Origin of the sequence: Pseudomonas guariconensis (assembly GCF_900102675.1) — a bacterium.
Taxonomy (GTDB): domain Bacteria; phylum Pseudomonadota; class Gammaproteobacteria; order Pseudomonadales; family Pseudomonadaceae; genus Aquipseudomonas; species Aquipseudomonas guariconensis.
On sequence record NZ_FMYX01000003.1, the window covers coordinates 146,515 to 161,474 of the forward strand.

Genomic DNA, 14,960 nt, shown 5'->3' on the forward strand with positions numbered 1-14,960 from the left:
CTACCTGTGGAAGCGGGTAAACCCGCTTCCCAGGGTGCTCGGCAGTATCGAAGATTGTAGATTTGTACTATTTGGCAGAGCGAGAGTGGATGTGAGCAAACGAGCCTTTAACTTCTGCGCAGGCCCTGCCGCGCTTCCTGACGCTGTCCTGCAGCGTGCCCAGGCCGAAATGCTGGACTGGCGTGGCAAGGGCTTGTCCGTGATGGAGATGAGCCATCGCAGCGATGACTACGTGGCCATCGCCGAAAAGGCCGAGCAGGACCTGCGCGACCTGCTGTCCGTCCCCTCCAACTACAAAGTCCTGTTCCTGCAGGGTGGTGCCAGCCAGCAGTTTGCCGAGATCCCGCTGAACCTGCTGCCGGAAAACGCTACGGCCGACTACATCGAGACTGGCATCTGGTCGAAGAAGGCCATCGAAGAGGCGCGCCGCTTCGGTCATGTCAACGTCGCCGCTAGCGCCAAGCCCTACGATTATTTGGCTATTCCGGGGCAGAACGAGTGGAACCTGACCAAGAACGCTGCCTATGTCCATTATGCGTCCAACGAGACCATTGGTGGCCTGCAGTTCGACTGGGTTCCGCAGACCGGTGACGTTCCTCTGGTGGTCGACATGTCGTCCGACATCCTGTCGCGCCCGATCGACGTCTCCCAGTACGGCCTGATCTATGCCGGTGCGCAGAAGAACATTGGCCCGAGCGGTCTGGTGGTGGTGATCGTGCGCGAAGACCTGCTCGGTCGCGCCCGTAGCCATTGCCCAACCATGCTCGACTACAAGGTCGCGGCCGACAACGGCTCGATGTACAACACTCCTGCCACCTATTCCTGGTACCTCTCGGGCCTTGTGTTCGAATGGCTCAAGGAGCAGGGCGGCGTCGAGGCCATGGAGCAGCGCAACCGCGCCAAGAAGGACCGCCTGTACGGTTTCATCGATGGTAGCGAGTTCTACACCAACCCGATCAGCCACAATGCCCGCTCGTGGATGAACGTGCCGTTCCGCCTGGCCGACGAGCGCCTGGACAAGGCCTTCCTGGCCGGCGCCGATGCCCGTGGTCTGCTCAACCTCAAGGGCCATCGTTCGGTCGGCGGCATGCGCGCCTCGATCTACAACGCCCTGGGCCTGGAAGCGGTCGATGCCTTGGTGGCCTACATGGCCGAGTTCGAGAAGGAGCACGCTTGATGTCCGATCAGGAACTCAAGGCGCTGCGCGTACGCATCGACAGTCTCGACGAGAAGATCCTCGAGCTGATCAGCGAGCGCGCCCGTTGCGCCCAGGAGGTGGCGAAGGTCAAGACCGCCTCCCTGGCCGAAGGCGAGAAGCCGGTATTCTACCGGCCCGAGCGTGAGGCTGCTGTGCTCAAGCGCGTCATGGAGCGCAACAAGGGCCCGCTGGACAACGAAGAGATGGCGCGGTTGTTCCGCGAAATCATGTCCTCCTGCCTGGCCCTGGAAGAGCCGCTCAAGGTTGCCTACCTCGGCCCTGAAGGCACCTTCACCCAGGCCGCGGCCATGAAGCACTTCGGTCATGCCGTGGTCAGCCGTCCGATGGCTGCCATCGATGAAGTGTTCCGTGAAGTGGCGGCAGGTGCCGTCAACTTCGGTGTGGTGCCGGTGGAAAACTCCACCGAAGGCGCGGTGAGCCATACCCTGGACAGCTTCCTCGAGCATGACATGGTGATCTGTGGCGAAGTCGAGCTGCGTATCCACCACCATTTGCTGGTGGGCGAGAACACCAAGACCGACAGCATCACGCGCATCTATTCCCACGCTCAGTCCCTGGCCCAATGCCGCAAGTGGCTGGACGCGCACTACCCGAATGTCGAGCGCGTGGCGGTGTCCAGCAACGCCGAGGCCGCCAAACGGGTCAAGGGCGAGTGGAATTCGGCGGCCATCGCCGGCGATATGGCGGCCAATCTGTACGGCCTGACCCGCCTGGCCGAGAAGATCGAGGACCGCCCGGATAACTCCACGCGCTTCCTCATGATCGGCAACCAGGAAGTGCCGCCGACCGGCGATGACAAGACCTCGATCATCGTCTCGATGAGCAACAAGCCAGGTGCCCTGCACGAGCTGCTGGTGCCTTTCCATGAAAACGGCATCGACCTGACCCGTATCGAGACCCGCCCGTCGCGCAGCGGCAAATGGACCTACGTGTTCTTCATCGATTTCGTCGGCCATCACCGCGACCCGCTGATTAAGGCGGTGCTGGAGAAGATCAGCCAGGAGGCTGTGGCGCTCAAGGTGCTGGGGTCCTATCCGAAGGCGGTGCTTTGATCGAAAACCTTTGGTTTTCGCGCGGTACCTGTGGGAGCGGCCTCGTGTCGCGATGGGCTGCCCGGCAGCCCCCTGCGGTCTCACTGACTGGCATAGTTTCTAAACAGGGTTCGCACTCGTGGTAGATGCAGTTACAACCAAACCCGCGCCGATCATCGGCCGCCTGGTCGTCGTAGGCCTGGGCCTGATCGGCGGGTCATTCGCCAAGGGCCTGCGCGAAAGCGGCCTGTGCCGGGAAGTGGTCGGCGTCGATCTGGATGCCCAGTCGCGCAAGCTGGCCGTTTCGCTCGGCGTGGTCGATCGCTGCGAGCAAGACCTCGACGCGGCCTGCGTCGGCGCCGACGTGATCCAGTTGGCCGTGCCCATCCTGGCGATGGAAAAGGTCCTGGCCCATCTCGCGCGCCTGGACCTGGGCGATGCAGTGATCACCGATGTGGGCAGCGCCAAGGGCAATGTGGTGCGTGCCGCACGTGAGGCCTTTGCCGGACGTCTGTCGCGTTTCGTCCCGGGCCACCCGATCGCAGGCTCCGAGCAGAGCGGCGTGGAGGCCTCCAATGCCGCACTGTTCCGCCGCCACAAGGTCATCCTCACGCCACTGCCGGAAACCGATCCGGCCGCCGCGGCCGTGGTCGACCGCCTGTGGCGCGCGCTGGGTGCCGATGTGGAGCACATGCCGGTGGAGCGCCATGACGAAGTCCTGGCCGCCACCAGCCACCTGCCGCACTTGCTGGCGTTCGGTCTGGTCGATTCCCTGGCCAAGCGCAATGAAAACCTGGAGATCTTCCGGTACGCTGCGGGAGGCTTCCGCGATTTCACGAGAATCGCCGGCAGCGACCCGATCATGTGGCACGACATCTTCCTCGCCAACCGCGAGGCTGTCCTGCGCACCCTGGATACATTTCGCAGCGATCTCGACGCCTTGCGCGACGCGGTCGATGCAGGGGACGGGCACCAGCTGCTGGGTGTATTCACCCGCGCCCGGGCTGCCCGCGAGCATTTCAGTAAAATCCTGGCCCGCCGGGCCTATGTGGACGCTATGAACGCCAACGATCTGATTTTCCTGGCCCAACCTGGTGGCCGCCTGTCCGGACGGATCCGCGTTCCGGGCGACAAATCGATTTCCCATCGCTCGATCATGCTTGGCTCGCTGGCCGAAGGTACCACCGAGGTCGAAGGTTTCCTCGAAGGCGAGGACGCCTTGGCGACCTTGCAGGCCTTCCGGGACATGGGGGTGGTCATCGAAGGCCCGCACCATGGTCGTGTGACCATCCATGGCGTCGGCTTGCACGGCCTCAAACCGCCACCTGGCCCGATCTACCTGGGTAACTCCGGTACCTCGATGCGCCTGCTGTCGGGCCTGCTGGCCGGCCAGCCGTTCGATGTCACCATGACCGGCGATGCCTCGCTGTCCAAGCGCCCAATGAACCGTGTGGCCAACCCGCTGCGCGAGATGGGTGCAGTGGTCGAGACCGGTCCTGAAGGCCGTCCGCCGCTGACCATCCGTGGCGGCCACAAGCTCAAGGCGCTCAACTACACGCTGCCGATGGCCAGTGCCCAGGTCAAATCCTGCCTGCTGCTGGCTGGCCTGTATGCTGAAGGCACCACTACCGTCACCGAGCCTGCGCCGACCCGCGACCATACCGAGCGCATGCTGCGCGGCTTTGGTTATGCGGTCGAGACCAATGGCCCGGTCGCTTCGCTCAAGTCGGGTGGCAAGCTCAGTGCAACCCGCATCGAGGTGCCGGCGGATATCTCCTCGGCGGCGTTCTTCTTGGTCGCGGCTTCGATCGCCGAGGGTTCGGAGCTGGTGCTCGAGCATGTCGGCATCAACCCGACCCGTACCGGCGTCATCGATATCCTGCGCCTGATGGGCGGCGACATTACCCTGGAAAACCAGCGTGAAGTTGGCGGTGAGCCGGTCGCGGACCTGCGCGTGCGCGGTGCCAAGCTCAAGGGGATCGAGATCCCCGAGCACCTCGTGCCGCTGGCCATCGATGAATTCCCGGTGCTGTTCGTGGCTGCCGCCTGCGCCGAAGGGCGTACCGTGCTGCGCGGCGCCGAGGAACTGCGCGTCAAAGAATCCGATCGCATCCAGGTCATGGCTGACGGCCTGCTGACCCTGGGCGTGAAGTGCGAGCCGACCCCCGATGGCATCATCATTGATGGCGGCCAGATCGGCGGCGGCGAAGTGCACGGTCACGGTGACCACCGGATCGCCATGGCCTTCAGCGTTGCCTCGCTGCGTGCTAGCGCGCCGATTCGCATCCATGACTGCGCCAACGTCGCCACGTCCTTCCCGAACTTCCTGGCGCTGTGCGCCGAGGTTGGCATTCGGGTCGCAGAAGAGGGCAAATCGTGAGTTCGCAAGCGCCAGTCATCACCATCGATGGGCCAAGCGGTTCGGGCAAGGGTACGGTCGCGGGCATTCTGGCCCGCGAGCTGGGCTGGAAGCTGCTTGATTCCGGCGCCCTGTACCGCCTGCTGGCGTTCAATGCCGTCAACCACGGCGTCGACCTGACCAACGAAGAGTTGCTCAAGGCCTTGGCCGCCCATCTGGATGTGCAATTCGTCGCTGCGGAACCGGGTAAGCTGCAACAGATCATCCTCGAGGGTGAGGATGTTAGCAACGTGATCCGCACCGAAACCGTCGGCGCCGGCGCCTCCATGGTCGCTTCGCTGCCAGCAGTGCGCGAAGCGTTGCTGCAGCGTCAGCGCGCCTTCCGCGAAGCGCCTGGCCTGATCGCTGACGGTCGCGACATGGGCACCGTGGTCTTCCCGGACGCGCCCTTGAAAGTGTTCCTCACCGCCAGCGCGGAGGAGCGTGCACGGCGTCGCTATTTGCAGTTGAAGGGCAAGGGCGATGATGTTAGTCTGGCGAGTCTGCTAGATGAGATTCGTGCGCGCGATGAGCGCGACACCCAGCGCGCGGTGGCCCCGCTGAAACCAGCGGCCGATGCCATCCAACTGGACTCCACCGAGTTGTCCATCGAGCAGGTGTTGCAACGTATCAGGAGCGAGCTCGCCCAGCGCGATCTGCTCTGATAGCCAGGAGAACAGGCAGGGGCACCAGTCAACGTCCTGCCGGTTTTCCTTTATATGAACGAAACCCACATTGTCTGGAATGTGGCTATGGGCGTCTGTTTCGCCCGAATCTACAGGAATTAAAATGAGCGAAAGCTTTGCAGAACTCTTTGAAGAAAGCCTGAAAACCCTCAATCTGCAGCCGGGCGCGATCATCACCGGTATCGTTGTCGACATCGACGGCGACTGGGTTACCGTTCACGCTGGTCTGAAGTCCGAGGGCGTCATCCCGCTCGAGCAGTTCATCAACGAAGCTGGCGAGCTGACCATCAAGGTCGGTGACGAAGTTCACGTTGCGCTGGACGCGGTCGAAGACGGCTTTGGCGAAACCAAGCTGTCCCGTGAAAAAGCCAAGCGCGCCGAGTGCTGGATTGTTCTGGAAGCAGCTTTCGCCGCCGAAGAAGTGGTCAAGGGCGTTATCAACGGTAAGGTTAAGGGCGGCTTCACTGTCGACGTTAACGGCATCCGTGCGTTCCTGCCGGGCTCCCTGGTTGATGTCCGCCCAGTGCGCGACACCACCCACCTGGAAGGCAAAGAGCTGGAATTCAAGGTCATCAAGCTGGACCAGAAGCGCAACAACGTTGTTGTTTCCCGTCGCAGCGTGCTGGAAGCCGAGAACAGCGCCGAGCGCGAAGCCCTGCTGGAAACCCTGCAGGAAGGCCAACAGGTCAAGGGTATCGTCAAGAACCTCACCGACTACGGCGCCTTCGTGGACCTGGGCGGTATCGACGGCCTGCTGCACATCACCGACATGGCTTGGAAGCGCATCAAGCACCCGTCGGAAATCGTCAACGTTGGTGACGAAGTCGACGTTCGCGTCCTGAAGTTCGACCGTGAGCGCAACCGCGTTTCCCTGGGTCTGAAGCAAATGGGCGAAGATCCGTGGGTTGCCATCACCTCGCGCTACCCAGAAGGTACTCGCGTACAGGCTCGCGTTACCAACCTGACCGACTACGGCTGCTTCGCTGAGCTGGAAGAAGGCGTTGAAGGTCTGGTACACGTTTCCGAAATGGACTGGACCAACAAGAACATCCACCCGTCGAAAGTCGTTCAGGTTGGCGACGAAGTGGAAGTCATGGTTCTGGACATCGACGAAGAGCGTCGTCGTATCTCCCTGGGCATCAAGCAGTGCAAGTCCAACCCATGGGAAGACTTCTCCAGCCAGTTCAACAAAGGTGACAAGATCACCGGTACCATCAAGTCGATCACCGACTTCGGTATCTTCATTGGCCTGGACGGCGGCATCGACGGTCTGGTTCACCTGTCCGACATCTCTTGGAACGAGTCCGGCGAAGAAGCCGTACGTCGCTTCAAGAAGGGCGACGAGCTGGAAACCGTCATCCTGTCGGTTGACCCAGAGCGCGAGCGCATCTCCCTGGGTATCAAGCAACTGGAAGACGATCCGTTCTCCAACTTCGTTGCTCTGAACGACAAGGGTGCAATCGTCAAGGGTATCGTCAAGGAAGTTGACGCCAAAGGCGCCATCGTTACCTTGGCCGACGACATCGAAGCTACTCTGAAAGCTTCCGAAATCAGCCGTGACCGCGTTGAAGACGCGCGTAACGTCCTGAAGGAAGGCGAAGAGATCGAAGCCAAGATCATCAGCGTCGATCGCAAGTCTCGCGTTATCAGCCTGTCCATCAAGTCGAAGGACGACGCTGAAGAGCGCGAAGCTATCCAGAGCCTGAAAAACGCCGCTCCGGAAGCTGCTGCCGACACCACCATGGCTGCGCTGCTGCGCGAGGCGATGGCCAAGCAGAACTAAGTTCTGTTTGATCGGTAAAAAAGGGCGACTTCGGTCGCCCTTTTTTGTGCCTGTTTGAAAACAAGCAGATACCGCCCTAGCGTCGCGTGCCAGTTCTGTAGGCGCTGACGAAGCCTGCAAAGCGGCGCTAGCTCCCCCTGAATCAATTCACTGCGTCTCGCCTGGTTATTCGGCCATTCCCTACTGCTCATCTCGCTTCCCTGTCTCCCGCAATCTTGAATTTTTTTATTAAGTCAAGATCCACCCTGTTCAAATCCGTCGGGGCGTGCTACAAACTGGTTAAGCAATGATCTAGCTGCTTGATAACGAAGGGAAAAATATGACGAAGTCGGAGCTGATCGAACGTATTGTCACCCATCAAGGGCTGCTCTCGTCCAAGGACGTGGAGTTGGCCATCAAGACCATGCTTGAACAGATGTCACAATGCCTGGCCACCGGTGATCGCATCGAAATCCGTGGTTTTGGCAGCTTTTCCTTGCACTACCGCTCACCACGGGTAGGGCGTAACCCCAAGACCGGCCAGTCGGTGAATCTTGAAGGCAAGTACGTACCGCACTTCAAGCCCGGCAAGGAACTGCGCGATCGCGTCAACGAAGAAGACCAGGTCCCGCACTGATAAAGGAACAGCCTGATGCGTAACCTCAAGCGTGCCTTGGCGGCACTCTTCGTGCTGCTGCTGGCGGCGGTGGTCCTGTTCTTCGTTCTGGAGAATCAGCAAGCCGTCTCCTTGGTCTTGTTCGGTTGGACTGCACCGGCGGTCCCTGTAGCGATACTGGTGATCGCCGCATTGGTCGTTGGCCTGGCTGTCGGCCCGCTGCTCGGCGCTTACGGCGTGCTGCGCAGCAAGCGCAAGATCCGTGCTTCTGCCCGCCAGGCGGCCCTCTCTGGCAACTGAGGATTTTTCCTTCCAGGGGTGGCGAATCCTGCCCTGTATCCTCCAGCTGAATGAATGAAGTAATAGCGCGCTTCAATTCAGACTTTGGAGGTTCAGCAGCATGCAATTCCCTACGCTTTCACACCACGGTGCTATCCGTGGTGTGACCAGCTCATGCCATCAACTTCACCTCGACAGCGCGACCAGCCTGTTGATCGACTGCGGCCTCGAGCAGGGCGGTGATGCCGCTCTGAAAGGTGAGAGCGCTTCGCTCGGTTTCGCCATCGATGGAATCCAGGCGCTGATCGTTACCCATGTGCACCTGGACCACGTCGGGCGTATTCCCGCCTTGCTCGCCGCCGGCTACCGGGGCCCGATCATCTGCAGCGAGCCCTCTGCGCGCTTGTTACCCTTGGTGCTGGAAGATGCCTATAAGCTCAGCGTCACTGCCGAGTCTACCCAGGTCGAGCGATACCTGGAATTCCTCGAGAAATTGATAACCCCCGTACTCTTCGAACAATGGCACACCATCGTAGATCGAGAAGGACTCGTATGCCGCATCCGGCTGCAGCGCGCCGGGCATCTGCTCGGTTCTGCCTATGTCGAGTGCGATGTATGTAAAGCGGATCCGCCCAGCAGCACGCGTGTCGTATTTTCCGGAGACCTGGGTGCTGCGCATAATCCATTGCTCAAGCCCGTACAGCCACCAGAGCGAGCGGACGTGTTGGTGCTCGAAAGCACCTACGGCGATCGCCTACACGCTGACCGCAGCGAACGCCAGCAACGACTGGAAGCGGCCATCGATCGCGCGTTGTCCGATCACGGCACCCTCATGATCCCCGCCTTCAGCCTCGGGCGTACCCAAGAGTTGCTCTACGAGCTCGAAGACATCCTGCACCGCAAAGCCCTGCTCGCGCCCCGCAGCGAGAATACCGGGAGTGATCCCCTAGATTGGTCGCAACTCCCCATCATCCTCGATTCGCCCCTGGCCCAGCGCATTACCCGCGCGTACCAAGACCTGCATCAGTTCTGGAACGCCGAAGCCCGGCAACGTTTATATGAAGGCCGCAACCCCTTGAGCTTTGAACAACTGATATGCGTGGATACACACGCCAAACATCAGCAAGTGGTCAATTACCTTAAAAGTACGGGACGTCCCGCTATTGTGATCGCCGGTAATGGCATGTGCTCCGCCGGGCGCATCGTCAATTATCTCAAGGCGATGATTGGGGATCCAAGGCATGAGGTGATGTTTGTCGGATACCAGGTCAAAGGCACGCCTGGGGCGGTTGTTCCGGCCAGCGAAGGTGTGGAGGGTTTTGTGCAGATTTATCTGGATTGGCGGATGTATGAGGTGTGGGCCAAGGTGATGACGTTGACTGGCTATTCGGGGCATGCGGATCAGGAGGGGTTGGTGGCTTTTGCGATGGGGAAGGGGAGGGTAGCTGATTAGGGTGGTGTTGTAGTGGTTTACTAACCCCGGACAGCTTTTTAGGCGAAAATGGTCGCCACACTGTTCGATGAGCAGACAACGACGTACTTTCACCTCCGAATTCAAGCGCGAGGCAGCCAGCGTGGTGCTCGACCAGGGCTATAGCCTTACTGAAGCCGCCCGGTCGCTCGACTTGGTGAATCGGCGCTGGGCCGCTGGGTGAATCAACTCCAGTCAGAACGTGGTGGTGCTACGCCAACGAGCAAGGCGCTGACCCTCGAGCGCAGAAGATCCAAAAGTTGGAAGCTCGGATCAATCGGTTGGAACGGGAGAAATCGATTTTAAAAAAAGGCTACCGCGCTCTTGATGGCCGAGGTACACGAGCGCTCGCGTTGATTGATCAGCTCCGCCGCGAGGAGCTTGTCGAATTACTATGCTCGGTGTTCGAAGTCACTCGCTCGTGTTACTACGCGCATTGCCATAAACGGCGATCTCCGGACGTTGCGCGACTGGCACTGCGCGTTCGGGTTAAAGAGCTATTTACACAGAGCCGTAGTGCCGCAGGTAGTCGAACCATCATGTGCATGATGCTGGAAGAAGGCATTCAGATCGGCCGCTTCAAGGTGCGCAAGTTGATGCGCGAAATGAAGCTGATCAGTAAGCAAGCGGGTTCACATGCCACAAGAAGGCCACAGTGGAGCGCCCTGACATCCCGAATGTGCTGGAGCGCGCATTCGATGTCACGGCACCGAATCAAGTATGGTGCGGCGACATCACGTACGTGTGGGCTCAAGGTCAGTGGCACTATGTGGCGGCAGTTATCGACCTGTTTATACGGTGCATGGTGGGATAGGCGTTTTCAACTAAACCGGACAGTGAGTTGGCCATCAAAGCGCTGGACATGGCGTACGAGCACCGTGGGCGGCCGCAGAATGTGCTGTTTCGTAGGGACTAGGGTAGCCAGTATGGCAGCCAAGTTTTTTGACAGCGGTTGTGGCGTTACCGTTTCAGGCAGAGCATAGGCCGCAGAGGTAATTGCCTGGACAATGCGTCCATGGAGCGTTTGTTCCGCAGCCTGAAAACGGAGTGGGTGCCGAATGTGGGCTACATGAGTGCTGCGCAGGCACAGCAGGGCATCGGCAGGTTTTCTGATGCAGCGCTACAACTGGGAGCGACCGCATCAGTTCAACGGTGGATTATCGCCGGCGATTGCCGAGGAAAAACTTAATCCGGTGTCCGGGATTAGTTGACCGCTACAGTACGGTGAGGGGGCATTGTTCGGCTATGGTTTAATCGGAAGACGAAAACAAAAAGAGTGGAGCAAAACTCCTTTTCGCCCTCCGCTTCCTTTGTCGTGGCATCGATAGGTTGCAAGGCATGGTAGGGGGGGGCTTATACTAGAGTTAGAGTTGGGCTGTAGGGGGCCTCACGGTTGATGCGTGACGATTGGTTGAGGTTTTGGCTGTCTCGCTGAAGGCGGCCTTTTGCCGGGTTCTTTGCTCTAGCATTTGGCTGTGGTATGCCGTCTATCCATCTATATGAGTGGAGGCGGTGTTGAATGGGTTTCTGGATAGAGCTTGTGGGCATTGGTTGTCTAGTTCAGTCGTTACTCATCCTGTTGATCGCACTTGAATGGTCCATCATGGCATTATATTATCACTGGTCGTTGAGGTTCTGCTCAGGGCTCGGAACCTTGAGTGGATGTTTTTCTAGTTATGCCTGTTCCAAGATTTCTGAGGTAGCTGTACAAACAAAAATTTGAGGTTGATAAAGTCGCCGTGGAAGATAATATTACAGTGAATGATATTTTCAACTTTGCTCGTCGTCAGGGTAAGGTTTTCCTTTTAGTTTTCGCTATTGTTTTCGCTGTGGGGGGGGGGTACGCGCTCAAGAAGCCAACCCTTTACCGAGGGGCGGTTAGCTTGAATGTGGGGGAGATTCAATATTTCACTCCTGTGCCTAAGCCAATCGAGGCGCCTGAAGAGTTGGCGTACCGATATATGGGGCGCGCAGCAGTAACGCCGGTAAGAAGCACGCGAATCGTGGAGGTTTCAGTTGTGTCGGTCTCCCCTGATTTGTCTGTAGGCCAATTGAAAGAGATTTCGAAGGAAATCATTGAGTGGCATGCAAATATCTTCCAAAGGAAGAAAGATAATTTTTCTGAATTTTTGGGTGCCATTAGCATGAGTGAATCTAATAAGATTGAGATTCTCAGGTTGCTTGATAATGCCTCCAGTGCGTCAGAGACCAGGGTGTTGGGAGATATCCGGGTCCAAGAGTTGCGCTATGGTGGCATGCTTTTCAGGTTGCTTGCGGGGTTCACTTTTTTAGCACTGATTGTTGCTTTGGTTTCTGCATTCCTGAAAGATTTTTTCGAACGGCGTAAATAATAGAGTTGGGTGTGAGTGGTGCTCGGTAACAAGCTTTGGATGCTGCTGAGCGCGATGGGTCTGATTTATGCGAAGCGTGTGAGCGCTGCCGAAGTGTGTTCGTAGTGGATGCAGTGCTTGAGCTGTTATGGGTTTGGAGCTTTTGGGGTCTCCGATTATTCCGGTGCATATGTGTATTGCTGCTGTGCATTATGTTTTGTTGGGGGCTGGGATTAATAGGTGGAGGTTTTTGCTGAAATAATTTTTCAGTTTTCGATTATTTTTCTTTCATTTTTTTCGATTGCTCATGGCGCTTGGTGGGTGCCCGTTCGGCAAGCGGGGGGTCTGGTTCGTTTGTCGCTACAGGTGATCGCTTCTGTAGAGCAGGGTCGAATCATCGGTGCCCCAGTGAAGACTCTTGGTTGGGCGGCTTCCAGAGCGCCGTGGCTTCATCGGGATGCTGTCTTCGGGCTTCATGGCTTGGCGCCTTTAGTGCTCGCAACGGCCAGGGGCTATCGTCTGTCTGAGGAGTCTCCCTTCGTGTTGGATTAAGAATCAGATGGGGATATCCAGCCAATGGTGATACTATCTTGGCCCAGCATACCGCGGCTTCAGTCCGGTGGGCTAGGTAGGGCAGGAGGCGCAAGCGAAGCCTTCAGGAGGGCGTCCTGTCTCGGAAAGAGTGATTGAAGAGGCAAAAGATTTGTCAAGGTTGAGGGCAGGCCTCCATTTTGGTTTTACCATTCTTATAAAGATATTGGCAGGCCTTGTAGTAATCAAAGTTTTGGCTTGGAAGCTTGGTCCTGAAGGGTTCGGTGTTCTCGGTCAGTTGATGACCTTGGCAGCAATCGTGGGGATGCTGGCGGGTGGCGGTATCAGCAACGGCCTGATAAAGGTTCTGGCTAAAACACCGATAACCGAACAAGAGGGTAGGGCATGGTTTGGCTCTGCCTTCACAATGGTAATGATCGTTTCCATTGCATTTGCAGTATTGCTCTCTCTGTTCTCTGGGGCACTATCGGATTATTTTTTACCAAGTGTTGGCGCTGGGTTGTTCATAATCCTGGCAGTCAGTCAGATCATTATTGCCCTTGGTAATCTGCCGTTGGCGGAGGTAAGTAGTCGAGGTGATGTGCGGTCTTATTCCCGGGTAAATGTGCTGGGCACTCTTCTGGGGGCTGCGTTAGTGGTTGCGGCGGCGTGTTACGGCGGTCTGGTAGGGGCTGCCTATGCGGTGCTGCTTATGCCAGCGATGATTGGTGTGGTTGCTCTGGCCTATGTTGTAGTGTGGCGTCGGCAGTTGCTGTCAGCCTGCGGTTATTTGTTCGACCTTGCTCGAATTAAACATTTAATGTTGTTTTCGTTGGTGACCCTGGTCGGTGCATTGTCGGTCCCGCTCGCGCAATTGTTTATCCGGGATGTGATGGCGCGTGCTGTTGGGTGGGATCAGGTTGGGTTGTGGCAGGCTGTCGTTAAGCTGTCAGATGTATATATGCAGTTTGTCGGCGTGGTGCTGCTTAATTTTGTATTGCCTCGATATTCGGCTGCCGCAGATATGCAGCGAGTTTTCAAAGAGTGGCTGGGGAGTCTCTCGGCGCTTCTTGTTGTTTTGTTGATTGGTTTTTTTGTTATCTTTGTCTTGCGTCAGTATATCGTTAAGTTAGTCTTTTCTGCCGATTTTTTACCTATGCTGCAATATCTTCTTCCTCAGATGGTGGGTGATACTTTGCGCACTGTGGCAGCCTCAATTTCTTATATTTATATGTCGCGTGGGTTGTTGGGTGTTTCAGTTGCATTCGAGTTGATGCAGGGTGTTCTTCTCGCCCTCGCATTCAGTTATTTTTTTGGAGCCTCTGGAGGGATGGCGCCCGTCTATGCTCATGTGTTCACTTATGCCGTGTTATCTGTATTGATGGGGCTCGGTCTGCTCATCTGGATGAAGAGGAAGGCCTAATGAATATTGTTATGCTCTGTACAAAATTTTCGCTTGTGCAGAACGATCCATGGTTAACAAATGAGTTGGCGGATGCGCTGCAAGCGCAAGGGCATTCGGTATCTGTACTCAATCTTGATTGGGCGGCTAAGGCTGGAACGGCGCGTGTTAACCAGGTCACTCCGAGCGGTGTGCGGGTTATATCTGTTGGTCCGGTACAATTGCGGTCTCGATTGCCGCTCTTATCACGCTTGGTGAAGTGGGTTGGCTCTTCTTATCGGGTCGTGAGCCTTCTGCGCAAACAGGTTAAGGACGCGGAGTTGGTGATTGGCTTCTCGCCTGCGGTAACCATGGCATTGCCTTTGCTTTGGTTGCGTTATATTTACCGCGTGCGCTCATATATGGTGCTATGGGATTTTTTCCCTTATCACCAGCAACAGATTGGTTTGCTGCCTTCCGGATTGATCTTTCGAACGGCCAGGTGGATAGAGAATCTGCTTATTCGTTGTTTTGATCAAGTGGGCTGCATGTCGTTGGCCAATATTGCCTATTTGAAGTCTCATTATGATTTACGTACTCAGCAGAAAGTCAATGTCCTGCCAATATGGGGTAAGCACATACCGTTGCAGTCAATCAATCGTGATGAGGTTCGTAGTGCTGCGGGCCTGCCTATAGACCGGTCGATCGTGATTTTCGGTGGGCAATTGGTCCATGGACGAGGCCTAGAGGATTTGCTTCTTGCGGCGCGCTTGAGTGCGAAGAGTGGGGGAGGAGTACATTTCCTTATCATGGGTAGCGGGACGTTGGAATCCTTGGTGCAATCCTATCTGGAGGAAGGTCTAGGCAACCTTACCTGGATTGCGCGAGTGCCTCGTAACGACTATCTCAAGGTCGCTCAGGCTTGTGATGTGGCCTTGGTCTGCACCGTGCGCAATGTTGATGTCCCGAGCTTCCCTTCAAAGACTATCGACTATCTCCGTCTTGGATTACCCATTGTTGCCTCGGTAGAAAAGAGTACCGATTACGGCGACTTCATTGTCGAGCAGGGGGTAGGGGTGAGTGTGGAGGCGGGTCAGCCTGCCGTGCTTCTGGCTTGTATAGAGGCACTCTTGGCGGACTCTTCTCGGCTCGCTGATATGGGGCGTAGGGGCCCGCAATGCATGGCGGCTCACTTTGACGTCGATCGTGTAGCCGCATTGCTCGTTGTGCAATCTCAACGATAAAGGATAGGGGCT

11 protein-coding genes and 1 pseudogene are annotated in these 14,960 nt (G+C 57.3%); all 12 read left to right on the forward strand.

All coding sequences use genetic code 11. The annotated features are described in order from the left end of the window. Nucleotides 1–91 precede the first annotated feature (91 nt). The 12 genes and pseudogenes from serC to BLS27_RS06040 all read left to right on the forward strand — a co-directional run bounded on the left by serC (nucleotide 92) and on the right by BLS27_RS06040 (nucleotide 14,948). Nucleotides 92–1,177, forward strand: coding sequence for a 3-phosphoserine/phosphohydroxythreonine transaminase (gene serC, locus BLS27_RS05985; RefSeq protein ID WP_167358068.1), 1,086 nt, complete (start codon nucleotides 92–94; stop codon nucleotides 1,175–1,177). Then, nucleotides 1,177–2,271, forward strand: a complete 1,095-nt coding sequence (gene pheA / locus BLS27_RS05990) for a prephenate dehydratase (RefSeq protein WP_023379266.1) — start codon at nucleotides 1,177–1,179, stop codon at nucleotides 2,269–2,271. Before serC ends, pheA begins: the two co-directional genes overlap by 1 nt. A 151-nt stretch (nucleotides 2,272–2,422) precedes the next feature. Beyond that, nucleotides 2,423–4,630, forward strand: a complete 2,208-nt coding sequence (locus tag BLS27_RS05995; protein WP_244155218.1) for a bifunctional prephenate dehydrogenase/3-phosphoshikimate 1-carboxyvinyltransferase — start codon at nucleotides 2,423–2,425, stop codon at nucleotides 4,628–4,630. After that, entirely contained in the window at nucleotides 4,627–5,313 is a 687-nt protein-coding gene (gene cmk, locus BLS27_RS06000) for a (d)CMP kinase (protein WP_043206590.1), read from the forward strand. The genes BLS27_RS05995 and cmk overlap by 4 nt, the downstream gene beginning before the upstream one ends. Before the next feature lie 124 nt (nucleotides 5,314–5,437). Beyond that, a complete protein-coding gene (gene rpsA / locus BLS27_RS06005) occupies nucleotides 5,438–7,117 on the forward strand; it encodes a 30S ribosomal protein S1 (RefSeq protein ID WP_043206589.1) in 1,680 nt (559 codons plus the stop codon). A gap of 319 nt (nucleotides 7,118–7,436) precedes the next feature. Then, complete coding sequence (gene ihfB, locus BLS27_RS06010) at nucleotides 7,437–7,733, forward strand: integration host factor subunit beta (RefSeq protein ID WP_043206588.1); 297 nt, start codon at nucleotides 7,437–7,439, stop codon at nucleotides 7,731–7,733. 15 nt (nucleotides 7,734–7,748) lie between these two features. Further along, nucleotides 7,749–8,012, forward strand: coding sequence for a LapA family protein (locus BLS27_RS06015; RefSeq protein ID WP_043206587.1), 264 nt, complete (start codon nucleotides 7,749–7,751; stop codon nucleotides 8,010–8,012). 100 nt (nucleotides 8,013–8,112) lie between these two features. Then, nucleotides 8,113–9,444, forward strand: coding sequence for an MBL fold metallo-hydrolase (locus tag BLS27_RS06020; RefSeq protein WP_090343673.1), 1,332 nt, complete (start codon nucleotides 8,113–8,115; stop codon nucleotides 9,442–9,444). 67 nt (nucleotides 9,445–9,511) lie between these two features. Beyond that, nucleotides 9,512–10,673, forward strand: a pseudogene (locus BLS27_RS06025) (IS3 family transposase). A gap of 528 nt (nucleotides 10,674–11,201) precedes the next feature. Continuing rightward, nucleotides 11,202–11,813, forward strand: a complete 612-nt coding sequence (locus tag BLS27_RS06030) for a hypothetical protein (RefSeq protein ID WP_139205740.1) — start codon at nucleotides 11,202–11,204, stop codon at nucleotides 11,811–11,813. Between the two features lie 661 nt (nucleotides 11,814–12,474). Next, nucleotides 12,475–13,746, forward strand: coding sequence for an O-antigen translocase (locus BLS27_RS06035; RefSeq protein WP_232095192.1), 1,272 nt, complete (start codon nucleotides 12,475–12,477; stop codon nucleotides 13,744–13,746). Next, a complete protein-coding gene (locus tag BLS27_RS06040) occupies nucleotides 13,746–14,948 on the forward strand; it encodes a glycosyltransferase family 4 protein (RefSeq protein WP_090343677.1) in 1,203 nt (400 codons plus the stop codon). The genes BLS27_RS06035 and BLS27_RS06040 overlap by 1 nt, the downstream gene beginning before the upstream one ends. Nucleotides 14,949–14,960: the final 12 nt, after the last annotated feature.